This is a genomic window from Cupriavidus sp. GW822-FHT02D05, assembly GCF_058802485.1.
Window position 1 is genome coordinate 182,058 of record NZ_JBXAOE010000017.1, and the last position, 25,725, is coordinate 207,782.

22 protein-coding genes are annotated in these 25,725 nt (G+C 66.0%); 4 read left to right on the top strand and 18 right to left on the bottom strand.

Going from position 1 to position 25,725, the window contains the following annotated elements; all coding sequences use genetic code 11:
* Positions 1–54 precede the first annotated feature (54 nt).
* The 15 genes from AC1RQK_RS23080 to AC1RQK_RS23150 all read right to left on the bottom strand — a co-directional run bounded on the left by AC1RQK_RS23080 (position 55) and on the right by AC1RQK_RS23150 (position 17,668).
* A complete protein-coding gene (locus AC1RQK_RS23080; RefSeq protein WP_492372758.1) occupies positions 55–1,317 on the bottom strand; it encodes a Zn-dependent hydrolase in 1,263 nt (420 codons plus the stop codon).
* The gene (locus AC1RQK_RS23085; RefSeq protein ID WP_492372759.1) at positions 1,314–3,029 is read right to left on the bottom strand and encodes an ABC transporter ATP-binding protein; all 1,716 of its coding nucleotides are present in this window, start codon (positions 3,027–3,029) and stop codon (positions 1,314–1,316) included. The genes AC1RQK_RS23080 and AC1RQK_RS23085 overlap by 4 nt, the downstream gene beginning before the upstream one ends.
* A gap of 4 nt (positions 3,030–3,033) precedes the next feature.
* Positions 3,034–3,870, bottom strand: coding sequence for an ABC transporter permease (locus tag AC1RQK_RS23090; RefSeq protein ID WP_492372760.1), 837 nt, complete (start codon positions 3,868–3,870; stop codon positions 3,034–3,036).
* A 10-nt stretch (positions 3,871–3,880) separates the two neighbouring features.
* Positions 3,881–4,867, bottom strand: a complete 987-nt coding sequence (locus AC1RQK_RS23095) for an ABC transporter permease (RefSeq protein WP_492811373.1) — start codon at positions 4,865–4,867, stop codon at positions 3,881–3,883.
* A gap of 78 nt (positions 4,868–4,945) precedes the next feature.
* A complete protein-coding gene (locus tag AC1RQK_RS23100) occupies positions 4,946–6,541 on the bottom strand; it encodes an ABC transporter substrate-binding protein (RefSeq protein ID WP_492372761.1) in 1,596 nt (531 codons plus the stop codon).
* A 91-nt stretch (positions 6,542–6,632) separates the two neighbouring features.
* Complete coding sequence (locus AC1RQK_RS23105) at positions 6,633–7,385, bottom strand: LamB/YcsF family protein (RefSeq protein WP_492372762.1); 753 nt, start codon at positions 7,383–7,385, stop codon at positions 6,633–6,635.
* A gap of 17 nt (positions 7,386–7,402) precedes the next feature.
* Positions 7,403–8,407: a 5-oxoprolinase subunit C family protein gene (locus AC1RQK_RS23110; RefSeq protein WP_492372763.1), complete on the bottom strand. Its 1,005-nt coding sequence runs from the start codon at positions 8,405–8,407 to the stop codon at positions 7,403–7,405.
* Positions 8,404–9,228 (bottom strand): 5-oxoprolinase subunit PxpB, encoded by an 825-nt coding sequence (gene pxpB / locus AC1RQK_RS23115; protein WP_492372764.1) that lies wholly within the window; start codon positions 9,226–9,228, stop codon positions 8,404–8,406. The genes AC1RQK_RS23110 and pxpB overlap by 4 nt, the downstream gene beginning before the upstream one ends.
* Positions 9,183–10,409 carry a pyridoxal phosphate-dependent aminotransferase gene (locus AC1RQK_RS23120; protein ID WP_492372765.1) on the bottom strand — a complete coding sequence of 409 codons (1,227 nt, stop codon included), beginning with the start codon at positions 10,407–10,409 and terminating at the stop codon, positions 9,183–9,185. The genes pxpB and AC1RQK_RS23120 overlap by 46 nt, the downstream gene beginning before the upstream one ends.
* 135 nt (positions 10,410–10,544) lie before the next feature.
* A complete protein-coding gene (locus tag AC1RQK_RS23125) occupies positions 10,545–11,999 on the bottom strand; it encodes an N-acyl-D-amino-acid deacylase family protein (RefSeq protein WP_492372766.1) in 1,455 nt (484 codons plus the stop codon).
* 24 nt (positions 12,000–12,023) lie between these two features.
* Positions 12,024–12,977 carry a dihydrodipicolinate synthase family protein gene (locus AC1RQK_RS23130; protein ID WP_492372767.1) on the bottom strand — a complete coding sequence of 318 codons (954 nt, stop codon included), beginning with the start codon at positions 12,975–12,977 and terminating at the stop codon, positions 12,024–12,026.
* 68 nt (positions 12,978–13,045) lie between these two features.
* Positions 13,046–13,768 carry a GntR family transcriptional regulator gene (locus AC1RQK_RS23135; protein ID WP_253927696.1) on the bottom strand — a complete coding sequence of 241 codons (723 nt, stop codon included), beginning with the start codon at positions 13,766–13,768 and terminating at the stop codon, positions 13,046–13,048.
* A gap of 49 nt (positions 13,769–13,817) precedes the next feature.
* Positions 13,818–14,882: an ABC transporter ATP-binding protein gene (locus AC1RQK_RS23140; protein ID WP_253927697.1), complete on the bottom strand. Its 1,065-nt coding sequence runs from the start codon at positions 14,880–14,882 to the stop codon at positions 13,818–13,820.
* Positions 14,883–14,884: 2 nt separating this feature from the next.
* Positions 14,885–16,591 (bottom strand): ABC transporter permease subunit, encoded by a 1,707-nt coding sequence (locus tag AC1RQK_RS23145; RefSeq protein WP_253927698.1) that lies wholly within the window; start codon positions 16,589–16,591, stop codon positions 14,885–14,887.
* Between the two features lie 27 nt (positions 16,592–16,618).
* On the bottom strand, positions 16,619–17,668 hold the full coding sequence (locus AC1RQK_RS23150) for an ABC transporter substrate-binding protein (protein ID WP_045242071.1): 1,050 nt from the start codon (positions 17,666–17,668) through the stop codon (positions 16,619–16,621).
* 128 nt (positions 17,669–17,796) lie between these two features.
* Between AC1RQK_RS23150 and AC1RQK_RS23155 the strand changes: the two genes are divergently transcribed.
* Both AC1RQK_RS23155 and AC1RQK_RS23160 read left to right on the top strand, forming a co-directional pair.
* The gene (locus tag AC1RQK_RS23155; protein ID WP_492811379.1) at positions 17,797–18,570 is read left to right on the top strand and encodes a LamB/YcsF family protein; all 774 of its coding nucleotides are present in this window, start codon (positions 17,797–17,799) and stop codon (positions 18,568–18,570) included.
* Positions 18,571–18,657: 87 nt separating this feature from the next.
* The gene (locus tag AC1RQK_RS23160) at positions 18,658–19,560 is read left to right on the top strand and encodes a dihydrodipicolinate synthase family protein (RefSeq protein ID WP_492811381.1); all 903 of its coding nucleotides are present in this window, start codon (positions 18,658–18,660) and stop codon (positions 19,558–19,560) included.
* A gap of 31 nt (positions 19,561–19,591) precedes the next feature.
* On the opposite strand, the gene AC1RQK_RS23165 is transcribed toward AC1RQK_RS23160, so the two are convergent.
* Positions 19,592–20,326, bottom strand: a complete 735-nt coding sequence (locus tag AC1RQK_RS23165; RefSeq protein ID WP_492811383.1) for a class I SAM-dependent methyltransferase — start codon at positions 20,324–20,326, stop codon at positions 19,592–19,594.
* 331 nt (positions 20,327–20,657) lie between these two features.
* Here AC1RQK_RS23165 and AC1RQK_RS23170 point away from each other — a divergent pair, with 331 nt between their 5' ends.
* Positions 20,658–21,596 carry a LysR family transcriptional regulator gene (locus AC1RQK_RS23170; protein WP_492811406.1) on the top strand — a complete coding sequence of 313 codons (939 nt, stop codon included), beginning with the start codon at positions 20,658–20,660 and terminating at the stop codon, positions 21,594–21,596.
* 48 nt (positions 21,597–21,644) lie between these two features.
* Here the strand turns inward: AC1RQK_RS23170 and AC1RQK_RS23175 are convergent, their stop codons facing one another.
* Both AC1RQK_RS23175 and AC1RQK_RS23180 read right to left on the bottom strand, forming a co-directional pair.
* Positions 21,645–22,646: a Bug family tripartite tricarboxylate transporter substrate binding protein gene (locus tag AC1RQK_RS23175; RefSeq protein ID WP_492811385.1), complete on the bottom strand. Its 1,002-nt coding sequence runs from the start codon at positions 22,644–22,646 to the stop codon at positions 21,645–21,647.
* Between the two features lie 52 nt (positions 22,647–22,698).
* Positions 22,699–23,874, bottom strand: coding sequence for a M20 family metallopeptidase (locus AC1RQK_RS23180; RefSeq protein WP_492811387.1), 1,176 nt, complete (start codon positions 23,872–23,874; stop codon positions 22,699–22,701).
* Between the two features lie 90 nt (positions 23,875–23,964).
* Between AC1RQK_RS23180 and AC1RQK_RS23185 the strand changes: the two genes are divergently transcribed.
* Positions 23,965–24,870, top strand: a complete 906-nt coding sequence (locus AC1RQK_RS23185) for a MurR/RpiR family transcriptional regulator (protein ID WP_492372773.1) — start codon at positions 23,965–23,967, stop codon at positions 24,868–24,870.
* Positions 24,871–25,725: the final 855 nt, after the last annotated feature.

The window sequence follows — 25,725 nt, forward strand, 5'->3', positions numbered from 1 at the left end:
GGGTGTGTTGTGAATGGCGATGTGGGTTGTGCTGCAGGTCGTGCTGCAGGCATCCTAGCCCGCACGCGCTGCTAACGTGCCGGCCAGCAGCCGCGTGGCGACGGTGAAGTCGGCGAGGTCCATCGACTCGTCGGGGTTGTGGCTGCCATGGGCATTGCGCACGAAGATCATCGCAGCGGGTATGCCCTGGGCGGCGAACAGTGCCGCGTCATGTCCCGCGCCGCTGGGCATGGCCCGCGCGCGTACGCCGCCCTGGCTCGCGGAGCAGAGCAGGGCGTGCTGGAGCGACGGATCCATCTGTGCCGCGGCACTGGACGACGCGGCACCGAGATCGACTTGCACGTGGTGCTGCGTGCCAATGCCTGCCGCGGCAGCGTGTACCCGCGCATCCATCAGGTCGAGCGTGGCGCGGCTGCGGGAACGCATGTCGATACTGAATTCGACCAGGCCGGCGACCTTGCTGAAGTCGGCCTGATACGGGTCCGTCATGCAGCGGCCGAACGTCAGCGTGAGTTCATGCCCTTGCGCCTCGAGTGCGATCCAGTCCTGTTGCAGCGCGTGGATCAGCGCCGCGGTCGCGACCACGGCGTCTTGCCGGTGGCTGCGCGGCGTCGCGCCGGAATGCGCATAGGCTCCCTGCACGCGGGCATGCCGGTAGCGCTGGCTGCCGCAGATGCCGGTGACGATGCCCACGACGTCGCCCGCCTCCAGCAGCACCGGTCCCTGCTCGATATGAAGTTCGACAAAACAATCGATGCGGTCGGCGCACAGATACGCCAGGCCCGCGCGGACGTCGTCCGGCCGTCCGCCGGCTTCACGCAGATGGTCGGCCAGGCTGCGCCCGGTGTCGGCACGCACGCTGTCAAGCGCCTGCGGCTCCAGTAGTCCGAAGGCGGCCTTGCTGCCGGCATAGGACACCGGAAACCAAGCGCTCTCCTCGGCGCGGATTGCGGCTACGGTGACTTCGCGACGCGGCACAAAGCCCGCCTTGCGCCAGCCAGCCAGCACGGCGAGACCGGCGACGACCCCGGCGGCGCCGTCGAAATTACCACCGCGCGGTACCGAGTCGAGATGCGAACCCGTCATGACCGCTGCAGCACCGCGATCCGTGCCCGGCAATGTCAGATAGAGATTGAGCGCCGCATCGGTCGCCACCTGCAGTTCGAGCGCGCGGGCGGCGTCGGCGACAAGCCGGTGCGCCCGCTGCTCGCCTGCGCCGTAGCTGTCTCGCGTGACGCCGACGCCGTCAAAACTTTGTTCGCGCAAGCGGTCGAACAGCGCGGTGGCGAGGGCGAAATCCGGTTCGGCGATGGTCATGGGATGGTTGCCATCGTGTCTGCCTGCACCTCGGCTTGCGTGGCCGTCTGCTTGGCAAGTGACGGATCCCAGTCACGCCCCGGCATCGCGTCGATGAGCTGGCGCGTGTAGGCATGCTGGGGTGTCTCGAAGATCTGGGCAGGGCTGCCCTGTTCGACCACGCTGCCCCGGTGCATGACCAGCACCGCGTCGCAAATCTGCGCCGCCACACGCAGATCGTGGGTGATGAAGACCAGCGCGATGCCGAGGCGCTGTTGCACGGCGCGAAGCAGCCGCAGCACCTGCGCCTGCACGGAGACATCGAGCGCAGATACCGATTCGTCGGCCACGATCAGCCGCGGCTCCATCGCCAGCGCCCGCGCGATGCCGATGCGCTGGCGCTGGCCGCCGGAGAACTGGCTCGGATAGCGGTCGAATGCCGAGGCATCGAGCTCGACGAGCTGCAACAGCTCGCGCGCTCTCGCCAGTGCCTGTTCCCGGGACACGCCACACGCGAGCGGGCCATCGCAGAGGATGCGCCCCACCGTATGGCGCGGATTGAGCGAGGCGAACGGGTCCTGGAAGATCATCTGGATATGGCGGCGTAACGGCCGGAACTCCCGCTCGCTCAACGGGGCGATGTCGCGCCCATCAAAATACATCCCACCGCCGTCGGTTCCGGTCAGCTTGAGCAGGCATTTGCCGATCGTGGACTTGCCTGAACCCGACTCGCCGACGATACCCAGCGTCTTGCCGGCGCCGACCGAGAAGCTCACGTCCTTGACGGCTTCGACCACGCGCTTGCGTTTGAACAGCCCGCCCGGGCTGACATAGGTCTTGCGCAGCGCTTCGACGCGCAGCACCGGATATCCGTTCGCTGCGTCGGCCGGGTCTTTGTTTTCGCGATTGCCCGGCCGGCGTGACGGCACGCTGGCGATCAGCCGCTGCGTGTAGGGATGGCGGGGGCGGTTCAGCACCTGGTCGGCCGTACCCTCCTCGACCAGCAGGCCCTTCTCCATCACCACGACACGATCCGCGATTTCGGCCACGACGCCAAAATCGTGCGTCACGAACATGACACCCATGCCTTTCTCGCGCTGGATGCGGGCGATCAGCGCGAGGATCTGCGCCTGCGTGGTGACGTCCAGCGCCGTGGTGGGCTCGTCGGCGATCAGCAGCGCCGGCTCCAGCGCCAGCGCCATCGCGATCATCACGCGCTGGCGCTGGCCACCCGAAAGGCTGAACGGCCAGGCATGAAACAACCCTGCCGGATCCGGCAAGCCGACGAAGTCGAGCAGTTCTAGTACACGGGCCTCGCGTGCCGGACCTGGATAGGCCGCATGGACGCGCATGACCTCGGCGATCTGCGCGCCCACCGGCTGCAGCGGGTTGAGCGCCGACAGCGGCTCCTGGAAGATCATCGCCATGTCCCTGCCGCGCATGCCGCGCAGCGCCGCCTCGTCCATGCCGAGCAGATCCTCGCCGTGCAGCAGGATCTGCCCCTGCTGCGGACGCAGATAGGTGGGCAGCAAGCCCATGATGGCGTTGGCACTCATCGATTTCCCCGATCCGGATTCGCCGACGATGCAGAGGATCTCGCCGGCGCGGATGTCGAACGACACATCGCGCACGGCATACTGGCGGTCGCCGCCAGCCGGAAGCGGGATGCTTAATCCGCGGATGGAGAGCAGGGCGGCGCCCTGGCCTGGATTGCCTGGATTGCCTGTAGCCACGGTATTAAGCTCCCCGCTTGCGCAGTTGAGGGTTGAGGGCGTCGTTGAGCCCCTCGCCGATCAGATTGATGGCCAGCACCGTCAGCATGATGGCAATGCCGGGCCAGAGGCTCATCCACGGCGCTTCGCGGAGCATCGTGCGCGCGGCGCCGATCATGAATCCCCAGCTCATCAGGTTGCGGTCGCCCAGCCCGAGGAAAGACAGCGCCGATTCGGTCAGGATGGCCGTCGCGGTCATCAGCGAGGCCGTCACGATGATCGGCGAGGCGGCATTGGGCAGGATCTGGGTGAAAATGATCCGGGCCGGCTTCTGGCCGATCACGATGGCGGCCTGCACGAATTCCCGCTGCTTGAGCGTCATGAACTCGGATCGCACCAGGCGCGCCACCGGCGGCCACGACACCATGGAGATGGCCCCGACGATCGAGTACAGCGACGGCTTGAAGATCGCCACCAGGACGAGTGCCATGGCCAGCTGTGGAATGGTCTGGAAGAACTCCGTCCCCCGCATCAGGGCGTCGTCCACGCGGCCGCCGTGGTAGCCCGCCAGGGCACCCACCACGAGGCCGATCAGGACCGCCACCAGCGTAGAGATCACGCCGATCATCAGCGACACCCGCGCGCCGTAGGCGAGGCCCGCCGCGATGTCGCGGCCCAACATATCGGTGCCCAGCGGATACGCGGTGTCGGCGAACGGGCCGAGCAGCGGCTCCGCCACCATCATCCATGGGGGATCTTGATAGAGCGTCGGGGCAAGGATGCCCGTCAGGATCACCACCAGTAGCAGCGCGAGGCCGACGGCCGCGCCGCGGTTGGCGACGAATCGTTTCAGGAAAGACATGTGAGGCTCCTCAGGCTTGCTGGATGCGTGGATCGATCAGCCGGTAGGCGAGATCGGTGAGCAGGTTGAAGACCACCACCATCGTCGATGTCACCAGGAACACACCGAGCAGCAATTGATAGTCGCGCTGGAGCAGCGCATCGAACATCAGCCGTCCGATGCCGGGCCATCCGAATACGGTTTCGGTAAGCACCGCGCCGCCGGCCATCTGCCCCAGCTGGATCCCCGCGAAAGTCACCACCGGCAGCAAGGCATTGCGCAGCGCGTGATGGCGGATGGTCCCGCCCACTGAAACCCCCTTGGCGCGCGCCGTCTTGATGAAATCCATGCCCAGCACTTCGAGCATGGAAGCGCGCGTCAGCCGCGCGTAGACCGCCATGAAGAAGCAGCCGAGCGACGCGGTAGGCAGCACCAGGTGATGCGCAACGTCGCGCACGCGCGCCCAGCCGGTCAACGCGCCCCCGACTGTCTCCATGCCGTAGGGCGGCAGCCAGCCCAGGTGCAGGGAAAAGAAGAGAATGGCCAGCAGTGCCAGCCAGAACTGCGGCGTGGCGTAGATCAGAAGCGATCCCGTCATCAGCACGCTGTCGAGCCATGGGTGCGTGCCCTGATAGCGGCTGCGCGAGGCCACCACACCGAACAACACGCCGAACACCAGCGCGAAGACGAACGCGCACGACATCAGCAGCAGCGTGGCGGGCAGGCGGTCGAGAATGATATCGAGCACCGGCAAGCGCTCACGGTATGAGTAGCCCAGGTCGAGGTGCGCCACGCCGTTCAGGTAGCTCGCCAGTTGCACATAGACCGGCTTGTCGAGGCCGAACTCTTGCCGTAGCTGTGCCACGTAGGTGGGGTCCGAGGCCCCCGATTCGCCCGCCAGCACGGCGGCCGGATCGCCCGGCGCCAGGCGGATCAACAGGAAGTTGACGACGACGACGCCCAGCACGACCAGGGCTGCCTTGCCGAGCCGCGCGAACACTGACAGTGCCTTATCCACGGAATAGATTCCAAGAAGGTTGACGAGGAGGAGCGATGCGCCGTGCCACTTGCCCGGCGCATCGCCGCGCACCGGTGCTTACTTGTCGATGTAGGCATCGGCGAATGTGTCGTTAAGACCGATCGCCGTCTGGATCAGGTTGTGCACCTTCGCGTTGTAGAGCGTCGGAATCTCCATCTCGAACAGGTACCCGTTCGCCACCTCTTCCACGAGTGTCTTCTGGATGCTGGAGTACAGCTTCTGGCGCTCGTCGTTAGAGGTCGCGGCGGCTGCCTTGTCCCACATCGCGTCAACCGCGTCGTTCCGGTATCCCTGGTTGTTGACGAATGCAGAGCCCTTGACCATGTTGCGGGCCAGGTAAAGACGCGAGACGCCCAGTGCCGGATCGCCATATTGCGACGTGAAGCTGAAGGTGAGGTCGAAATCGAAATCCGAGACGCGCTTGGCCCACGTGCCCGCATCCGCCGACTCTATCTCGACCTTGAAGCCAAGCTGTTCGAGGCTCTGGCGCGTGTACTCGCCGAGCCGGTCCCAGGTCGCGCCGTAGGGATACGACAGGATCTTGATCGGCGTCTTCGCGGGGTCGACACCCGACTCCTTGATCCGCGCGCGTGCTTTCTTCAGTTCGAAGTTGTAGGCCGGCACGTTGGCATCGTAGAAGGGCGTGGTGGAAGAAATCGGACCTGTGGCAACCTTGCCGAGACCGAAGAAGATGCTGTTCACGACGAACTTGCGGTTGATGGCCTCCATCACGGCCTGGCGCACCTTGACGTTGTCGAAAGGCGGCTTGCGCTGGTTCATCTGGATATAGGCCAGCTTGGAGAACATCTCCCAGCCCTTCGTCGTGTATTGCACGCCCGGCAGCGCCTTGAGACGTTTCACCTCCACGTTGTCCACGTCACCTGCACTCACCACCTGAACGTCGCCGCGCTCGAAAGCAACCGCGCGCGAGGCTGCATCGGGAATCACGTTGAAGACGATCTCGTCCAGGTAAGGCTTGCCGGCTTGCCAGTAATCGGGGTTGCGCGTGAGGATGATGTACGCGCCTTTCTTCCACTCCTTGAACTTGAACGGGCCGGTCCCGATTGGCGTCTGGTTGGCCGGGTTCTTGGCGTAGTCGGTGCCGTCATAGATGTGCTTGGGCACGATCGGCATGTTGTCGCTGACGAAGGCTTTCAGAAACGGAGCAAATGGCGCCTTCAGCGTGATCTGCACCTTGTTTGGGCCGAGTGCCTTCACGGTGTCCACGAACTGCTCGATGATGACCCGCGCGCGCGGGTGCACCGTGCGCAGGAACTTGTCGACCGAGAACACAACGTCGTCTGCCGAGAACGGCTTGCCATCGTGCCACTTGACGTTCGGCTGCAACTCAAACGTGTAGACCTTGCCGTCGGGCGAGATGGTCCAGGACCTGGCCAGGCCCGGCTTCGGCTTCATGTCCGGCGTCCACGTCAGCAGGCTTTCATAGATCTTGCCCGCCACGTATTGGGTGGGCGTTTGCTGATTGAGGCCGAGCATGAGCGTGGGTGGCTCGGGCTGCGCGATCGCGCGCAACGTGCCGCCGCGCGTCTGCGCATGCGCGCCGGTGCCAGCGAGCGTGCCGAGTGCCAGCGCAACGGCGCACGCCGCGAGGTTGAGCATGCGCTTGGGGCGCGGAGTCAGCTTGGAAGACATGAGGATCACCTTGGTGTGGGGAGGGTCGGTCGGAATGGGGCGCGGGGCGTGTGCGTTTCGTGAGCGTTTCGTGCATCGGTGGCGGAATACGTCAGACGGGCCGCACGCCGATGCCATCGGCATCGAGCGCGGCGCGGATACGCGCCGCGAATACCGCCGCGCCGGGCTGGTCTCCATGGATGCAGAGCGTGTCGGCTGCGATGGGAACGGTCTTGCCTGCGAGCGAGATCACGCTGCCATCGGTCACCATGCGCTTGACCTGGGCGATCGATTCCGCCACGTCTTCGATCATCGCGTGCGGCTCGGAGCGCGGGGTCAGCGTGCCGTCGTCCTGGTAGCTGCGGTCCGCATAGACCTCGAAGGCCACGCGCAGGCCCATCGCGCGGGCGGCGCTCGCCATGTTGGCGTTGGCGACGTAGACCATCAGCTTGGGATCGATGTCGTGCACGGCTTGCGCTACCGCCTGGGCAAGCGCCGGGTCGCGCGCGGTCATGTTGTAGAGCGCGCCGTGTGTCTTCACGTGGTGCAGGGGGACCCCCACCGCGCGGGTGACGCCCAGCATGGCTCCCACCTGATACACGATGAGGGCATAGACCTCGCCTGGCATCATGGCCATGGCGCGGCGGCCGAAGCCTTGCAAATCGGGGAGTCCCGGATGCGCGCCAACCGCCACGCCGGCGGCCGCGGCCGCACGGACCGTCTCGAGCATCGTGTCCGGATCCCCGGCATGGAATCCGCAGGCAATGTTGGCGGAGGTGACATGCTGCAGGATCGCGCGGTCGTTGCCCATGACCCAGGGCCCGAAGCTCTCGCCCATATCGCAGTTGATATCGATGAACGGCATGATGGATTCCTTTTGCGTTATGGGATGGAGAGGCCAAGCGCCTTTGCGCCCAGTACGCTGACGCGGGCAAAGCGATCTTCGACTTCCAGGCAGAGTGCCTCTGCCTCGGCTTGGGTGATGGCCTGGAAGCGCAGCGCATCGCCTGGCAGGGCCTGCGCCAGCGACGGCAGGTCGGCACTGGCGACATAGGCCAGTTTCGGATACCCGCCGGCGCTCTGGCGGTCGGCCATCAGCACGATGGGACTACCGCCCGGTGGCACCTGGACGGTGCCGAAGGTCACGACTTCGGAGATCATTTCCAGTGGCTGCGCCAATCTCAACTCGGGACCTTCCAGCCGGTAGCCCATGCGGTCGGATTGCGCCGAAACCCGGAAACACCCGGATTCGAAATCGTGCCGCGCCTGGCTGGTGAAGGACTGCCACTGCGGGCCAGGTACGAAGCGCAGCGCCTGCGTGGCCGATGACAGTGGTGTGGTGTCCGGCGCCGCCGCGGCGACGAAGGGCATGCCGCTCTGGATCATCATGCGCTCGAGTTCCAGGACTTCGCCCCTTGGCGATGCCACCGGCACCCGGTCGCCGCGGCGCAACGCGCGGCCTTCGAAGCCGCCGAAGCCGCCCCGCACGTAGGTGCTGCGGCTGCCCAGCACGAGCGGGGCATCGAATCCGCCCCGCACCGCGAGATAGGAGCGGGCACCCGACCTGCGCTCGCCGAACTCCAGGCGTACGCCGTGGCGCAGCACGACGGCACAGTGCATCGGTATCTGCGCACCGCCCGCGGTGACCCGCATATCCGCGCCGCTCAGGGCGATCAGGGTGTTGCGGGAGAAGCTGATGCTGGGTCCCTTCAGCGTGCACTCAAGGGTGGCGGCCTCCTCGCCATTGCCTACCAGGGTATTGGCGACGCGGTGCGCCCACTCGTCCATCGGCCCATTGACCGGTACGCCATAGCGCTGGTAGCCGTTGCGCCCCGTGTCCTGGAGGAGGGAAAACACCCCGGGCTTCTCAACCAGCATATGGTTCATTGGTGCGGCTCCAGCAGCGCTTCGAACTCGCGTGGCGTGATCGGCATGAATTGCAGGCGGTCGCCGATCTGCAGGCGCGTCGGCGGGCTCTTGCGGATGTCGAACAAGGTCCAGGGCGTACGGCCGATGAGGTTCCACCCGCCGGGGGATTCAGTTGGGTAGATGGAGGAAATCCCGTTGGCGATCGCCACGGACCCGGCCGGCACACGGGTGCGCGGCACCGCACGGCGCGGCACCTGCAGCCTGGGATCCAGCGGTCCGGCGAACGGGGTGCCCGGCGCGAAGAAGAACGTATAGAGGACGAGCGGCGCGGCGGTATGCAGGCGGATGACCTCGCCGGTGGAGATACTGCATTGGTGCGCGACGTCTTCCAGGTCGGGGCCGTACTCGCCGCCATAGCACACCGGAATTTCCACCAGGCGTGCGGAGCCCGCGATCCTGGGCACGCCTTGTGACAGGAGATGGTCTATGGTCGCGCTCAGGGACTGCGAGGCGGAGCCCTCGCCGCGTGGCAACTGGGCGGGCAGGTAGTGGACGGCCACCGTGGTGAACGCCGGCACCACGTCGACGACGCCAGGCAGGGCGTGGCTGGACAGCCATGCCGTCACCGCGTGCACTGTCTGGCTGACTTCGGCATCGACCCGGTTGCCCAGGCGGATCAACAGGCAGCGGTCGCCGGCGGGCTCGATGTGCCATCCGTCGCGCAGGCGCTGGTGCGCAGGCCCGGGCTCCGCCACGCTCCCGGGTTGCGCCGGTGCATCCATGTCCGCCGCTTTCATGGCCTGGACAGCCTGCGGCAGGCCCGGACGATCTGCTCGCATGCCATGCGCAGACGGTCATCGGAGACCGCATAGGCAAACCGCAGGTACGGCGCCAGGCCGAATGCCGTGCCAGGCACGACCGCGACACCCGCTTCCTCCAGCAGGTAGCGCGCCAGGTCCAGGTCGCTTTCGATGAGGCTGCCGCCCGGCGTGCGCATGCCAAGCGTGCCGCTGCAATCCGCATAGAGGTAGAAGGCCGCGGGCGGCGTGCGCATGGTCAACAGCGGCGCCGCCCCCGCGAGCAGATCGATGGCAAGGTCCCGGCGCCAGCGCAGGCGCGCCATCCAGTCCTCCAGGAAACCCTGCGGCCCGTCGAGCGCGGCGATGGCCGCGGCCTGGCTAACCGAGCTGGGGTTGCTAGTGCTTTGGGATTGCAACATCTCCAGCGCTTTGACCAGCCACCGCGGGCCGCCGGCATAGCCCAGCCGCCACCCCGTCATGGCGTAAGCCTTGGAGACGCCATTGACGGTGAGCGTGCGTGCCTTCATGTCCGGCGCCGCCTGCGCAAAGGAGCAGAACTCGCCCTCGAACACGATCTTTTCATAGATGTCGTCTGACATCACGAGCACGCGGGGATGTGCGCGCAGCACGTCCGCCAGCCCACGCAGTTCGTCGGCGGAGTAGAGTGATCCGGAAGGATTGCAGGGTGAGTTCAGCATCAGCCAGCGTGTCCTGGGCGTGATGGCGGCGGCGAGTGCGTCCGGCGTCAGCTTGAAGCCGGCATCGGCCGCCGGCGTCACCGCCACTGGCGTGCCTCCGGCAATGCGCACCATCTCGGAATAGGACACCCAGCAGGGCGCCACGACAATGGCTTCGTCCCCGTCGTTGACGGTGGCCAGCAAGGCATTGAAGAGAATCTGCTTTGCGCCCGTCGCGGCAATGACCTCGCTCTCGTCGTAGTGCAGGGCATTGTCACGTACGAACTTGCGCACGATCGCGGCCCTGAGTTGGGGCGTGCCTGCCACGTTTGTGTAGCGCGTATGCCCGTCCATGATGCCGGCGACGGCAGCCTGCCGTATGTGCGCGGGCGTATCGAAGTCGAGTTCCCCCTCGGCCAGGCTGATGACTGCGCGGCCTTGCGCCACCATGAGGCGGGCGGCTTCGGCAACAGCCCCCGTGGCCGACGGCCGCGCGGCGCTCAGGCGGGACGCCAGGCGGGTATCTAAGCTAAGAACAGACATGGCTTGCGCTGCTTTCCTATACGCGCCCATGGGGATCGATCGATCGCACATGGCATTGCGTTGGTGGTTGATATGAGGCTTGTGTGCCATTGGTATGCCAATGGAGTGCAAGCAATACACGTGCCAAACGGATTGCTACGCTTGGACGGGTTGTGATGGTGTCCTGGTCAGTACACGTCCCGCGCGATCGTCCCGCACTTCTCCTTTTGCGAAAGCCAGCCGTCCGTTGACCCAGACGCTCTCGATACCTGCCGATAGCGTGGCCGGCTTGGCGAAGGTCGCGCGATCCCCGACCGTGTCCGGGTCGAACAGCACAAGATCGGCCGCCTGGCCAACGGCGATATGGCCGCGGTCGGCGATGCCGAGCTCGCCGGCGGTCAGGCCGCTCATCTTGTGGATTGCCGTGACCAGCGGGAAAAGCCGCTCCTCGCGCGAGTAGTGGCCCAGCACTCGGGGAAATGTTCCCCACAGGCGCGGGTGGGGATGCTCGTCGTGCGGCATGCCGTCCGAGCCGATCATGGCTTTGGGGAAGGCAAGGATGCGGCGCACGTCGCCCTCGTCCATCATGAAGTAGACGGCGCCGGCGGGTGCCAGGCGCGCGGCGGCTTGTTCATCGCCGCAGCCCATCTCGCGCGCAATATCGGCCAGCAGCCTGCCGGCATGTTCCGGATGTGGCGTGGACCAGCTGACCATCACGGCGGCGGCGCGCGCCACGAACTCCGGCCGCAGTACCGTGGAAGACGCGTTGTAGGGGTAGCAATCCAGCGATACCGGCTGCGTTTGCATCGCGGCTGCGATGTGCTTCAGCGTCTCGGCGGAGCGCCCGTGATTGGCGATGCCCGCCAGCTTGTGGTGCGAGATCAGAACGCGTACGCCAAGCCGCCTGCCTATCTCGAAGGTTTCATCCAGCGCATCGATGATCTTCTCGGCTTCGTTGCGCATATGGGTGGCATAGAGCGCGCCATGGGCCCGCAGGGGCTCGCCTACCGCGACGATTTCGTCGGTGGTGGCAAGCCGCGCGGGCGGATAGAAGGTGCCGGTGGACATGCCCCAGGCACCTGCCTCGAGCGCGTCTGCCAGCAGGCGCTGCATGGCATCGCATTCGGCCGGGGTGGCCGGGCGTTCCAGGTTGTCCATGACGCTGGCCCGCAGCGTCAGGTGGCCCACAAGGCAGACGGCGTTGACCGCGGTCCCGTTCGCGTCCAAGGCGTGGAGGTAATCGCGGAAGGCAGGAAAACGTAGCCATTCCGGCGTGGCGATCAGGTCCAGCGGAGGCGGTATGGCGGTGCCCGGCCGCGCAGGCGCCAGGCTGAGTCCACAGTTGCCGGTGACGACGGTTGTCACGCCCTGGGACAGCTTCGCCGTCATCGCGCCCGGCATCAGCAAGGCGCGGTCGTCGTGCGTATGGACGTCGATGAAGCCAGGCGCGGCAACCCGGCCACGGCCATCGATGCGTTCCACCGCGCTGGCGTGGGCAAGCTCACCAACGGCCGCGATCTTCCCGTCCTTCACGCCCACGTCGCCAACGAAGGCGGGTCTGCCGCTGCCGTCCACGATCGATGCGCCGGTGATACAGAAGTCGAAAGTCATGCTGTTTCCCTGTCTCCCCTGGCGTCAGTGACCAGCCTGGCCGGCGTTCGCCAAACTGGCTTCCAGGCGGCCGATCAGCCGCTCCAGCTCCGCAAGGTCGGTTGCGTCCAGCACCGGTCCGGGCTTGCGCACCGCGGCACTGGCGATCGCACCGCGCCGGCGCAGGGTTTCCTTGCGCAGTGCCAGGCCGATGCCGTACTGGAACTCATGGCGCAGCAGCGGCAGGTACAGATCGAACAGGTCTTCAGCTTCACCGGCCCTACCCTGGGCGAAAAGGTCGCAGACCTGGACCAGCATCTCGGGGTAGGCGAAGCCGGTCATCGCGCCATCCGCGCCCCGCAGCATCTCCTGCGGCAGGAACAGGCCGCCATTGCCGGCCAGGATGCTGATGCGACGCAGGCCTTCCGCCTCGCTTTGGGCACGAATCTGCGAGAGCTTGCGCAGGCCGGGTAGCTCCTCGTGCTTGAACATCACCACCTGCGGGAATTCCCGCACCATCCGCAGGACGACGTCGACCGAGGTGTAGACGCCAGTGGCCTGGGGGAAGTCCTGCAGGCAGATCGGCACATCCGGTCCAAGCAGGCGCGCAATGGCGGCGTAGTAGCCATAAACCTGGTCGTCGGTCCTGAGGTTTGCCGCTGGCGCCAGCATGACCCCGGCCGCGCCGAGCGCCATCGAGGTCCTCGCCAGGCGCTCCACATGCTGATTCGACGCGTGGCTCACCCCGACAATCACCGGCACCCGGCCATCGACCCGCTCGAGGACGCGGCGCACGAAAATCATGGACTCCTCCTCCGACAGCTTGGGCGCTTCGCCCATCATGCCGAGGATGGTCATGCCCGCGACCTTCTTGCCGAGGTAGAAATCGACCAGGCGGTCGGTGCTCTCCAGGTCGAGCGCCCCCTGTTCCGTGAAGGGGGTCGCGGAGATGATGAAGACGCCCTTTGCGCTTTCGTCAATGCGCGATGTACTTGTCATGTATGAATCTGCTGGTTGATGGAAGCATTGATGGACGTGTTGATGGACGTGTTGATGGACACACGGAGTCACAGGTTTGTATGGCGCGCAACCAGGCCGGCGCGTGCGTTGGCGAGGTGCAGGCTCATGGCGGCGCGCGCCGCGTCGGGGTTGCGCTCGGCGATGGCCTGCAGGATGGCGATATGCTCGCGTGCGCAGGGCTCGAAACGCTCGGGTGCGCCGTTCTGGTCGAAGCATCTGGCCTTGATGCGCAGGTCATGGATCGTCTGCGCCAGCATCTGGTTGCCGCTGGCCGTGGCGACGGTGTCGTGCAGCAGGTTATCGATCCTGTGGTTCTCGTCCTTGGTGGTGTTGCGCGCCAGCAGATGCGCCTCCACCTGGGCGATGACGTATTGCGCATGCTTGGGGTCCATCCGGCTCGCGGCCTGGGCGGCGGCTTCGCTTTCCAGCAGGCCCCGCATTTGGAGAATCTCCAGATACTGGCGCAGCGTGGGCTCCTTGATCATGAGCTGCCCGCGCGGCGTGCGCACGGCAAAGCCGCCGCCGATGAGCCGGCTCATGGCTTCGCGCAGCGGCGTGCGCGAGATGCCCAGCGTTGCCGCCAGCGCCCGTTCCTGCAGTGGCGTCTCGGTGCGCAAGCGGCCCAGCTGGATCATGTCAAGCAGCGTGTTGTAGGCATCGCCCGCCAGGTCGGGGATGTCCCCGGCGGGCGTGGTCGAGGTCAGCGCGATGTCGTCCAGCTCGCTTGCGGCAGCGCCGTGGTCAGTCTCGATTTTTGTCAGTGTTTTCATGTTGGTGCGGTAGTGAATATGCTGTCGCGCTGCTGGTGCTCACCGGCCCTCATTGGGTGGCGAACACCATGGCGTCGCTGGGGCTGAACCCCCAGGCTACGAGCCGCCCGGGCTCGTGATCGGTACCAGCCATGCCGGCAGCCGCATAGGCAACGATGGTCCTGTCCCGCCAGGCGATGAATACCTTCCAGTGCAGGCCGCAGAAGGTCGACGCCACCACGCGGCCCTCGTGCCGTACGTCCGACGTGCCAAGCTGCGCGCCAACGCGCACGTTCTCCGGCCTGATCCCGAGCACGCGGGCGGGTTCTCCGAGGAAGTTGCATTCGCCGAGGAAGCCCGCGACGAACGGCGTATCGGGCGAGCGGTACAGCGCGGCGGGCGCGCCCGCTTGCACGATGCGGCCCTGGTCCATGATGACGATGCGGTCCGACAGGTTCATGGCTTCCTCCTGGTCGTGGGTGACGAAGACCACCGTCAGGCCGAGGTCGTGGTGCAGCTTCTTGAGCTGCAGCTGGATCGCCTGCCGCAGGTTCTTGTCGAGCGCGCCAAGCGGTTCGTCCATCAGCAGCACGTCCGGCATGAAGACCAGCGCGCGGGCCAGCGCGACGCGCTGCTGTTGCCCGCCTGAGAGCTCGCGTGGCAGGCGCGCTGCCAGGGCCTGCAGGCTCACCAGCTCGAGCGCTTCGCCAACGCGCCGCTTGATGTCCTCATGGTTGAGGCGCCGCATGCGAAGCGCAAAGGCTACGTTCTCGAACACCGACATATGGGGGAACAGCGCGTAGTTCTGGAACACCATGCCGATATTGCGTTCGGCGATCGGCGTGTGGGTGACGTCGCGGCCGGCGATGTGCACGCTGCCGGTGTCGGGCGCTTCGAAGCCGGCGATGATCTTCAGCAGCGTGGTCTTGCCCGAGCCCGAGGCGCCAAGCAGGGTACAGAATTCGCCGCGTGCCACCGATAGCGAGACATCCGGCAGCGCGACCGTGCTGCCATAGGACTTGCGCACGGCGCGCACCGAGATGTCCTTGCCCTGGGCCTCGGGGCGCTCGGAGAGCTGCAGCGCAGGCGCCGCAGCATAGGGCGGGGACGCGGTTGGCGAGAGGGTGGCTTGCATCGTCATGCTCCTTTCTTCTTTCCCAGCAACTGGTTGGCCATCAGGATGAGCGCTGTAGCGGCAATCAGCACGCAGGACGCGGAGATCACCGTTGGATCGAAATCGTGCGCCAGGCCCTCGTACATCAGTTTGGGCAGGGTGCGGTTACGGATGGTGGTGAGGAACAGCGCCATCACGACATCGTCGAACGAGGTCACGAAGGCGAACACCGCGCCGCCGACGAGACTGGGCAGCAGCGCCGGCAGCATCACCAGCCGGAACATGGTCGGCCACGGGGCGCCCAGGCTCAGCGCTGCCAGTTCCAGGCTGGGATCGAAACTGCGCAGCGCGGCGCGCACCGTGATGTAGACGTAGGGCGTGGCTAGCACGGTGTGGCCGATGACGATGGCCAGCGAGTTGGCCACCCAGCCCAGCGGCGCCAGCAGGTAGTAGAGGGACACAGCGGTGATGATCGCCGGCACCGACATCGGCACGACGAACAGGGCATCGAGCCAGCCCTTGCGCGCCGACGCCATCTTGTGCACGCCCAGCGCCGCGGCGGTGCCAAGCAGGGTGGCCAGCACCGTCACGATCGCGCCAACGCGCAGGCTCGACCAGAGAGCATCGAGCCATTTGGCGTCGTCGAAGAAACTGGCGTACCAGCGCAGCCCATACTGCGGCGGCGGGAACACCGGGAAATCGGTGGTGCCGAAGCTCATCGGGATCACGATGACGATCGGCAGCACCAGGAACACGGCGCAGGCAATGCCGGCGGCCACGGCGAGCCGACCGCCCGGAGTGCGCCCCGTGCCAGGCGTGCTGCTGCCCTTGCTGGTCGAACCGGCGATCAGCTTGTCCAGGCCGAAGAGGCGATTGAAGAGCCACAGCGATGCTAGCACCGTGAGCAGCAGCACGGCGGCTAACGCCGCGGCCAGGCCCCAGTTCAGTTCCTCGGTGATGTTGTAGGAAATCAGCTCGGCCACCATGCGCTGGGCCGGGCCTCCCATCAGCGAGGGCGTGATGTAGTAGCCCACCGCATTCATGAAGACGATGATGCCGCCCGCCACCACCCCGGGGCTGGTTAGCGGCAGCACCACGCGGCTGAAGATGCTCACCGAACCCGCGCCGAGACTCTGCGCGGCCTGCACCAGGGTGTGGTCCAGCGAGCGGAACGAGGCATAGAGCGGCAGCACCACGAAGGGCATCAGCACATGGGTCATGCCGATCATCACACCGGTGAAGTTGTAGAGGAAGGCCATCGGCTGGTCCAGAATGCCGCTGCCCGTCAGGAGGGCATTGAGCGGCCCGTTCTTGCCCAGCAGCGCGATCCAGGCAGAGGTGCGCACCAGTGCGCTCGACCAGAACGGCAGCAGCACCGCGAAGAACAGCAGCTTGGCCACATTGGGCCGCACGCTGGCCATCAGGTAGGCAAGCGGGTAGCTCATCAGCACGCAGGACAGCGTCACCGCCGCGGCGATGGTGAAGGTGTTGCCCAGCACGATCCGGTAGATTGGCGTGTCGATCAGGTGGCGGTAGTTGGCCAGCGTCGCCACGCCGTCCTGATAGAAGCCTTCCTTGAGCAGGCCCGCGATGGGCCCGACAAAGAAGCACAGCAGGAAGAGCAACAACGGCAAGCTGGCGAGCACCGCCGCGCGGCTCGGACGGCGGCGCGCCTGCCTCACGGCGGGTGCGGTCGAGGCGGGGGGAAGGGGCAGGGCGGTGCCTGTCATGATGCAGTTACCTCGCGGTGGTACGAATCAACGTGCGCGGATCTGGTTGTAGCGCTCGACGATGGCCGGCCCCTGCTTTTCCCAGAATTCGGAGTCGAGGAACAACGCGCTTTTCAGCCGTTCGGGCGTGGAAGGCAGGCGCTGCTTGCGGGCCTCGTCGATCAGGGGAAAGGCGGCTTCGGTGGTGGGACCGTAGGCGATGTGCTTGCTGAATTCGGCCTGGTTCTTCGGCTGGATGATGTAGTTCAGCAGCTTCAGGGCTTCGTCGCGATGCGGCGCACCCTTGACCAGGGCGAAGTAGCCAACCTGCGCCACGGCGTTGCCCCAACCCATCTGGATCGGCAGCCCGGAATCGATGCCGGCCTGGAAGCGGCCGTTCCAGCCCAGCGCCATGACGACCTCGCCGCTGCCTAGCGCGTTGACCGGCTCGGCGCCGTTCTTCCACCACATGGCGACGCTTGGCTTGATCTTCTCGATCTGCTTCATGGCGCGGTCCACGCCAGCAGGCGTGGCGAGCACCTTGTAGACGTCGGCGGGCGCAACGCCGTCGGCGATCAGCGCGGCCTCGATGACGGTGGCCGGATCGTCCTGCAGCGTGCGCTTGCCCGGGAACTTGGCCACGTCCCAGAAGTCCGCGAAGGTGGATGGCTGGGGCTTGCCGGCCGGGAACGTCTTGGACGAAAAACCCACCACGGTCGAGAAGATCTCGGACGGCACACCATAGTCGTTGCGCGCGCCGCGGATCACGTGCTTCTGATCCACCATCTCCGGCGTGATCTTTTCGAATACGCCCAGCTTGATGCCGCGCGTCAGCCGTGCGCTGTTCTCCGTCACCACATCCCAGTTCACGGTCTTGGTGTCGATCATGGCGCGGATCTTTGCGACCTGCGGATCGGTGTCTTCCGTCAGCTTGACGCCAGTGTCCTTGGCGAACGGCTTCAGCCAGGCCTCGCGGATCGCGCCCTGGTAGGCACCGCCCCAACTCGCGAAGTTCAGTTCCGCCGCGTGGGCTGCACCTGCCAGCAAGGCCGCGGCGGCCGCCACGGTACTAACCATTTTCTGCAACTTGCTTGTCATGCTTTCTCCAGTTGAAACGCCCGATTTTGGGGATGCGGCCATCAGGATTCTGCTGCCCGGCAAATGGCATGCATTTTGCGTGCCAGTGGTATACCAAGCGGCGCCGAGTGGCGTTTCGGAGAATGAAAGTGCGGGAAGTCGATCTGAATTCAGACCTGGGCGAGAGCTTTGGCCCTTATGAAATAGGGGACGACGGCGCCATGCTGGCCATCGTCACGTCGGCCAACGTGGCCTGCGGCTTTCATGGCGGCGATCCCGTCGTCATGCACCAGACCGCGGCCCAGGCACTGTCGCGAGGCGTCGATGTTGGTGCGCACCCTGGCTTTAACGATCTGTACGGTTTTGGCCGGCGCAAGATCGTCGGGGACAGTCCCGGTGACATCGAGAAGATGCTGATCTACCAGATTGCCGCGCTGCAGGGGATGGCGCAGGCCGTGGGCCATCGCGTGACGCACGTCAAGCTCCATGGCGCCCTGGCCACGATGGCCTTCGAGTGCCCCGAGCTATCCGACGCACTCATCGGCGCCATGCGCGCCCTTGACCGGGATCTCGTGCTGGTCTGCACGCCGCACAATGAAACCGAGCGCGCGGCCCGCCGGGGCGGCGTGCGCATGGCCTGCGAGGTCTTTGCGGATCGTCTCTATGGCGACAACGGCTTAACGCTGCCGCGCAACCAGCCGGGCGCCGTCATCCACGACCCGGGCGTTGCGGCGGCACGTGCCTTGCAGATGGTTCGGGAGCAGGCGATTCATACCGTTGGCGGCCGCAAGCTCGACATGCGGGTCCACACGATCTGCGTGCATGGCGACAACCCGCAGGGGGTTGCCATTGCCAGGGCGGTGCGCGCCGCGATGGAAGGCGATGGCGTACGCATTCGTCCGCTCAGCCAGCTCGATTTCTAATCCCAATCCTGTTCGTATTCCAGCCGATTCCTAGGTCGGCCACCTATTTTTTTCACAGCTAACGTCTCAACATTGACCCGAGGCATTATGAAATCTCAAGACGAATCCCTGGCGCGTGCCCGCGGCCTGTTCAATATCGCAGTCACGCCTTTCGCGGCGGATGGCAGCCTGGATCTCCCCGCGCTGACGGAGAACGTCGAGCGCATGCTGGGCCTGGGCTACGACGGCCTTCTGATTGGCGGCACCTACGGCGAATTCCCGGCCATGAATACCGCCGAGCGCGCAGCGCTCTTCCGCCACGCCATGGAAGTGGTGGGCGATCGCGTGCCTGTATTGCTATGCACCGCACATGCCGATGTGCGCGTGGTGAAGGAACTGACCTCGTTGGCTGGCGAACTGGGCGGATTGCCCATGTTGATGCCGCCGTTCGTGTCCGAAGTCACCGATGGCCAGATCGTGCGCTTCTTTGAGGAAGTGGCGCCGCTCTCCAGAACCGGCGTGATGATCTATAACGCGCCGGGCGTCGGTATTACGCTATCGGTGCCGCTGATCGAGCGCCTGTGCGATGTGCCCCAAGTGGTCGCACTCAAGCAAGGCGATCTCAATCCGACCACGGTCGATCAGCTCGTCGGGCGCGTCAGCGGTCGCATTCGCGTACTGGCCGCATCCGATCTCGTGATGCTTGGGCCGCTGGTACTAGGGTTCGACGGTGTCAGCTCGACCAACAGTTGCGCGCTGCCTGAGTTGGTCAAGGCTACCTACGATGCGGTGCGCATTGGCAACGCGGCGGACGCCGGCGGCCTGCATCGTCGCTGGTACCCCATGCGGGCGGTCGCCCGCAAACTGGGCCAGCCCCAGTCCACCAAGGCTGCCATGAATCTGCGCGGCTGGCGCGGCGGTCATGTGCGGCAGCCGCTGCGGGACCTCGATGCAGCCGGGCTCGAAGCCGTGAGCGAAGCTTTGCATGCCAGTGGGGTGCGCGAGGCGTGACTACCAGAACCTTGTGTGGGGCATTGCTGCCCTACTGCAGAGGCAGGCCAGGCGTCGGCGGCAGTGCCATGGCCCAGCGGTAGACCAGCAGGCGGCCCTTGTAGGCATCGATGCCGGGCGCGGCCACGCGGTCGAGCTTTTCCTCGCGCATCGCGAAACCCTGCTCGGCCATCTGCCGGTTGAAGGCGGGCCGGTTGCCGCGGTCGGGATCGATGATCCAGATCTCGACCGTGGGGCTGGCATGGCGCCCGATAAAGTGGGCGAGGTTGGCATTGGCATCGCGCTCGTAGAGCAGGTCGCTGCCGATGATCAGGTCGAAATGGCCGTGGACATCGGCGGGGCCGGCGCCAGCAGGGGCATCTTGCTCGTGCTCCGCGGCGCTCCAGTGCCCGTGCCGGTACTTCATTGGCGCGAGGTCATTCAGGCGTACGTTCTCCGCGAGGAAGGCGGCGGCCATCGGATGGCAGTCGCTGGCGGTCACGTCGGCACCCCTGCGGTGCCCCACCAGGCTGGCCAGCCCCAGCCCGCAGCCGATTTCCAGCACCCGCTCGGTGGGGTCCACCGGGCGCAGCGCCATGCGCGCGGCCAGGTGCGCGCCGGACGGCCACAGCAGCCCGAACAGCGGCCACATGGCGGAAGAAATGCCCATGCGTTCGGCTTCGCCGAGGGGATCGGAGTACTGCTGCTTGTCCAGCAAGGAGCGAATGACCAGGTCGGCGACGCCCGTCACGGCGATGCTCTCTTGCTTGGTTTGGTAGCCGGGCATCGAGGGGGGAAGCCAGAACGCCGGCTTCGCAATAGGAGGGAATTGGCCAGTATGCCCGAAAACCCCTCCGCAAGCCTGGAATGTGAGGCTAAATGCGTCGAAATGAAGCGAAGTCGCCATGAAAAGGGGGTGGGCAGGCGCCGCCGCAGGCAGGAAGTGCGGCAACCGCCTGACGCGGCACTCCGTTCTTGTTGCCACCCACGCCGTGCGAGAATTCGCGATAAGCAAAATAGCGGAAATCACGATCCGCCTATTCTCGGAGATTATCGCGGTGAGCATTCCATCGATCCCATCCATCCCGTCCAGCGCATCCATCCGCAAGCGCCTTCGCATGCGGCACCTGCAACTGATGCTGGCGCTCTCGGAGTCGCCCTCGCTGCGCCAGGCGGCCGAAGGGCTGGCCCTGACCCAGCCGGCCGCTACCAAGTCCCTTCAGGAACTGGAAGACGTGCTCGGCGTATCGCTCTTTACGCGCCACGCGCGCGGGCTGGACCCGACGGTATCGGGCAAGGCGGTGATGCGTTACGCGCGGGTGGTCTTTGCCGACATGGATGAACTGCGCGAGGAGCTTGTCGCCATCCAGGCCGGCGATGTAGGCAAAGTGCGCGTGGGCGCGGTGATGGCGCCGGCGCCGGACCTGCTCACCCACGTGATCGTCAAGCTCAAGCAGGCGCATCCGCGCTTGCACATCATCGTGCAGATCGATACCAGCGACGTGCTCGTGCACGCGCTGCAGCAGGACCAGATCGATATCGTGCTGGGCCGCATCCCCGATGGCTGGCCGTCGGAGGAGTTGTCGTTCGAGACGCTGGGGGAAGAGGCGCTGTCGATCGTCACCCGCGTGGGGCATCCGGCGGCGGCGCGCGGCAAGCTAAAGCTGGCCGCGCTGACGGAGTACGCGTGGATCATCCAGCCGCACCCCAGCCCGATGCGCCAGATCATCGACCAGACCTTCCGCGAGAATCGCGTGCCGCCGCCGGTGAGCACGGTGGAGACCTCGTCGATCCTCACCACGCTATCCGTGCTGCGCGAGTCCGACATGCTCGCCGTGCTGCCCACCTCGGTGGCCCGCTACTACGAAGACCTGAACATGATCGCCACGCTGCCGGTAGCGTTGCATGGCCGGCTTGCGCCCTATGGCCTGGTGCTGCGCAGGAGCCGTCCGCCCACGCCCGCCATGCAGCTTGTCATCGACATGCTGCGCGCGGGCGGAGCGACGGCAACGGGTGGCATGGAAGGCAAGGGCGGGGCGGCCACCGCCAAGCCTTAGTCCCGCCCTAGTCCGCGCGCTCAATCCCGCGCGCTCAATCCCGCGCCCTCAATCCGCGGAAATCTTGGCCTTGCGGACCACTTCGCCGTAACGCACCATCCGGTCGGCCATCATGCGTTCGAAGGCGGCGGGTGCCATCTCCTCGGGCGGGAACACGCCGCGCGCGCGCAGCGCCGTCTGCATGGCGGGGTCGCTGGCGGCCTGGCGCACCGCCTGGTAGAGCTTCTGCACCACCGGCTCGGGCGTGCCGGCAGGCGCGGCAATGCCCGTCCAGGAGCTCAGGTTGAGCTGCGGGTAGCCCAGCTCGGCCATGGTCGGCACGTCGGGCAGCTGCGGCAGGCGCTGCTCGGAAGCCACCGCCAGCGCACGCACCTTTCCTTCCTTGATGTAGGGCAGCATGATGACCAGGTTGTCGAGGATGAACTGGACCTCATTGCTCAGCACGGCCGTGATCAGGTGCGTGCCGCCGCGATAGGGGATGTGCGTGGCGTAGATGCCGGTGCTGGCCTTGAGCATTTCCACATTCAGCTGGCCCATGCTGCCAACGCCGCCGCTGCCGTAGTCGAGCTTGCCCGGGTTCTTCTTCGCGTAGGCCAGGAACTCCCCGAAAGTCCGCACCGGCAGGCTTGAATGCACCACCAGGGCGTTGGGCTGGCGGCCCAGGATGGCGATGTTCTCAAAATCCTTGATCGGGTCATAGCCCAGCTTTGGCTGGGTCAGCGGGTTGGCCAGGTGGCTGCTCTGGGAGGACACCACCAGCGTATAGCCATCGGGCTTGCTGCGCGCCACCGATTGCGTGGCGACCGAGCCGCCCGCGCCCGGGCGGTTGTCGACGACCACCGGCACGCCGAGGATGCGCGACAGCGGCTCCGAGTACTGGCGCGCCATGATGTCCACCGAACCACCAGGCGGGAAGGGCACTACCAGCGTGATGGGGCGCGAGGGATAGGCGCCCTGTGCTTGCGCGGCCAGCGGCGCGGCACACGCGAGCGCGGCTACGCTGAGGCCGGTGCGGAGGAAATGGCGGCGAGAGAATGGCACGTTCGGCATGGCAGTGAGTTGAAGGTAGTTAGAAATCGGGTGCGGGGGGCGGTGCCCCGGCTCAGCGCAGTGCGAGGACGGCCAGCGCCACCGCCTGCGCGCGCGGCACGAAAGTGGCAAGCTCGCAGTACTCGCGCACGGTGTGCGCATGGCCGCCCACCGGGCCGGTGCCGCACAGCGTGGGCGTACCCACCGAGGACGTGAGCCCGCTATCGGCTGCGCCGCCGGTGAACTCGCCGTCTACCGAGAAGCCCAGGTGCTGCGCGCCGCGCTGGTACAGCGCCAGCAGGTCCGCGGGCGTCTGGGTCATCGGCCGGGTGCGGCGCATCTCGGTGATCCTGCCTTTGGTACGCGGCAGCGATTCGGCCTCGATGATCGCGCGCACCTGCTCGACCAGCGCTTCGATGTCCGTGTCGGCGGTAAAGCGCACGTCGAGCTCGGCCTGCGCAAGTGGCGCCACCATATTGGGCACGATGCCTCCCTTCACACAGCCCACATTGGTGGTGATGCCCCGCTCGGCGTCGGTCAGCGCATGCAGCGCCAGGATCTTGCGCGCGAGCGCGTCGATAGCGCTGGCGCCCTGGGCATGGTTGACCCCGGCGTGCGCGGCCACGCCCTCCACCTCGAACTCCACCACCATCGACCCCTTGCGCCCTGTGACCAGGTTGCCGCTGACGCGGCCGGGCTCGGCGTTGAACACGGCGCGCGCGCCGCGCGCCACGTCCATGATCCGTTCGCGGGTGGCGCCGGAACCGATTTCCTCGTCGCAGGAAAAGAACAGGCGCACCGGCAAGGCGTTGCCGCCGCAGCGCGCCAGGGCCTCGGCCACGAATACGTTCATGACCAGGCCGGATTTCATGTCGGCCACGCCGGGCCCGTAGGCAAGCCCATCCTCCACGCGGAAGGGGCGGCGTGCGGCCGTGCCGGCCGGGAACACGGTGTCCATATGGCCCATCAGCAGGATGGGCGCGCCATCGCCGGCACCGGGCACCAGCGCATCCAGGCACACGCCATAGCCGGGCACGGCATGCAGTGTGACCGCAATGCCGGTGGCCTCCAGGTGCGCGCGCAGGACCTCTGCCACGGCCGTCACGCCGGCTTCCTGCCGGCTGCCGCTGTCGATGTCGACAATGCGCTGCAGGAGCGCCTGCATTTCAGCCTGCTGGCCGCCCAGCCAATCGATCACCCCGCTTGCCGCCTGGGCATGCATGTCGCTATCCGCTGCGTTGTCCGCCATATACCGCTTGCTCCTTGCTTCGTGTGGGAGTGAATCGTGCATTGCAAAAGTGATATGATCATGCAATACGCATTGCAACGTGTCAAGACCATGAAACATGCCCAGGAGACTCCCTCACGTGACGCTACCTTGCTCGAGCGCCTTGCGCGCGAGGCGGCCACGCTGACCGCCCGCGAGCGCACCTTGGCCGATGCACTGGGCCGCGACTATCCGCATGCGCTGCTGGAATCGGCCACCGCGCTGGCTGCCCAGCACGGCACGAGCGCTTCCACGGTGGTGCGGCTGTTCGCCAAGCTGGGCTATGCCAGCTATGGCGATGCCCAGCGCGAGGCACGGGCCAGCGTGACGGCGCTGCTGCCCACCGCCGGCCAGCGTGCGCCGGCCACGATTGGCGGCAAGCGCACCCTGCGAGCTTGCGTGGACGACGCGCTGCTGCACGACCAGCACAACCTGGCGGCCACCCACGAAGGGCTGGACATGGCCGCCTTCGAGGCGATCGCGCGCCTGCTGGCCGAGCCGCGCGGCCGGCTGTTCGTGCTGGCGCAGAAAAACAGCGCGCCCGTGGGCGCATGGCTGGCGCTGCATCTGAATATGTGCCGGCCACAAGTCCAGGAACTGGGCGCGGGCGCGGTGACAGCCACGGATGCCATGCTGTGGGTGGAGCCGGAGGATGTGCTGCTGACTTTCAGTATCCGGCGGTATTCCAGCGCACCGGTGAGCATCGCGCGCGCCTTTCGCGAACGCGGCGCGCGCGTGATCGCGATTTGCGACAGTCCGGCCGCGCCACTGGTGCCGCTGTCAGATCACCATCTGTTGGTGCGCACGGCCAATGCATCGCCTTTCGACTCTTATACGGCGGCTTTCTTCCTGTGCAATGCGCTGGTCTCGGCGGTCGCGCAATTGCGCCATCCGGCGGTCATCAAAGCGTTGCAACGGCGCGATGCGCTGTGGGAGGCTTTTGAGGCGGATCCTGTTGAGGGATTGAGGCGGGGGTAGGGATTTAGGTCTGGGTACGATATTGCTGCTTTGTAGCCCCGCTGACTGTAGCCCCGCTGACGCGGGCGTGGCGTTTGTGGGCGGGGTTTTCTTGCTTCTAGCTGCTGTCGCGGCTGTACGGTATTGGCCGTTTTGGAACGTGTGAGATGTCACTTCTCTTTACTCGTAAAGAGAAGTGACCAAGAGAAAGCGATCCTTGCAGGAGGCTGGCGTGGCGTCATTGGGGACCCCAATGGTTTCGTCGTCAGGCCCCGGGTGCTAATGAACTCGTGCCGTAACCGGTTCAGAGCACCACGACCCGGCCAATGCCCAGGGATTCGTGGTGGTCCCCCCGGTAGCGGCCATCACGAACTTCAAGCCGTCTGTCGCTCGCGGAGTGGCCGGCCACGAAGTTGCAAGCGTCCCGTTTCCGTCGTGGGCGCGGTGGCACCGGATTGATAGGCCGAAGAATTCTTCCACCGCGCCCACCCCACCACGAAACCATCACGGCGTGACATATCGTGACACTTTGCACCGGTACCGGCAGATGGATGAATGAGCAGGGATGCCGCTACCGAGCAGCCTCACCACGAAACCAGCGCCATCCGCAGGATCGTGGTCACTCGATCCGGTAACGGCATGAGAGGGTTTGAGGCGGGGGTAGGCTGGTGCCGGCGATTTCGCCGCTGACGCGGGGGTGGCGTTTGTGGGCGGGGTTTTGATGCTTCTAGCTGCTGTCGCGGCTGTACGGTGTTGGCTGATTTAGAACGTGTGAGATGTCACTTTTCTTTACTTGTAAAGAGGGTGAGGACAAATTCAGGCATTGGACAATCGGCGTACGAGCAAACGTGCCTGAGATAGCCAGACCCAGGCGGT

Coding starts and splice junctions, on each gene's coding strand:
- AC1RQK_RS23160 (WP_492811381.1), top strand. CDS start 18,658: ATGAAATCTCAAGACGAATCCCTGGCGCGTGCCCGCGGCCTGTTCAAT.
- AC1RQK_RS23110 (WP_492372763.1), bottom strand. CDS start 8,407: ATGAACCATATGCTGGTTGAGAAGCCCGGGGTGTTTTCCCTCCTCCAG.
- AC1RQK_RS23090 (WP_492372760.1), bottom strand. CDS start 3,870: ATGTCTTTCCTGAAACGATTCGTCGCCAACCGCGGCGCGGCCGTCGGC.
- AC1RQK_RS23170 (WP_492811406.1), top strand. CDS start 20,658: ATGCGGCACCTGCAACTGATGCTGGCGCTCTCGGAGTCGCCCTCGCTG.
- AC1RQK_RS23135 (WP_253927696.1), bottom strand. CDS start 13,768: ATGAAAACACTGACAAAAATCGAGACTGACCACGGCGCTGCCGCAAGC.
- AC1RQK_RS23130 (WP_492372767.1), bottom strand. CDS start 12,977: ATGACAAGTACATCGCGCATTGACGAAAGCGCAAAGGGCGTCTTCATC.
- AC1RQK_RS23140 (WP_253927697.1), bottom strand. CDS start 14,882: ATGCAAGCCACCCTCTCGCCAACCGCGTCCCCGCCCTATGCTGCGGCG.
- AC1RQK_RS23120 (WP_492372765.1), bottom strand. CDS start 10,409: ATGTCTGTTCTTAGCTTAGATACCCGCCTGGCGTCCCGCCTGAGCGCC.
- pxpB (WP_492372764.1), bottom strand. CDS start 9,228: ATGCGAGCAGATCGTCCGGGCCTGCCGCAGGCTGTCCAGGCCATGAAA.
- AC1RQK_RS23145 (WP_253927698.1), bottom strand. CDS start 16,591: ATGACAGGCACCGCCCTGCCCCTTCCCCCCGCCTCGACCGCACCCGCC.
- AC1RQK_RS23180 (WP_492811387.1), bottom strand. CDS start 23,874: ATGGCGGACAACGCAGCGGATAGCGACATGCATGCCCAGGCGGCAAGC.
- AC1RQK_RS23175 (WP_492811385.1), bottom strand. CDS start 22,646: ATGCCGAACGTGCCATTCTCTCGCCGCCATTTCCTCCGCACCGGCCTC.
- AC1RQK_RS23080 (WP_492372758.1), bottom strand. CDS start 1,317: ATGACCATCGCCGAACCGGATTTCGCCCTCGCCACCGCGCTGTTCGAC.
- AC1RQK_RS23150 (WP_045242071.1), bottom strand. CDS start 17,668: ATGACAAGCAAGTTGCAGAAAATGGTTAGTACCGTGGCGGCCGCCGCG.
- AC1RQK_RS23185 (WP_492372773.1), top strand. CDS start 23,965: ATGAAACATGCCCAGGAGACTCCCTCACGTGACGCTACCTTGCTCGAG.
- AC1RQK_RS23105 (WP_492372762.1), bottom strand. CDS start 7,385: ATGCCGTTCATCGATATCAACTGCGATATGGGCGAGAGCTTCGGGCCC.
- AC1RQK_RS23165 (WP_492811383.1), bottom strand. CDS start 20,326: ATGCCCGGCTACCAAACCAAGCAAGAGAGCATCGCCGTGACGGGCGTC.
- AC1RQK_RS23125 (WP_492372766.1), bottom strand. CDS start 11,999: ATGACTTTCGACTTCTGTATCACCGGCGCATCGATCGTGGACGGCAGC.
- AC1RQK_RS23100 (WP_492372761.1), bottom strand. CDS start 6,541: ATGTCTTCCAAGCTGACTCCGCGCCCCAAGCGCATGCTCAACCTCGCG.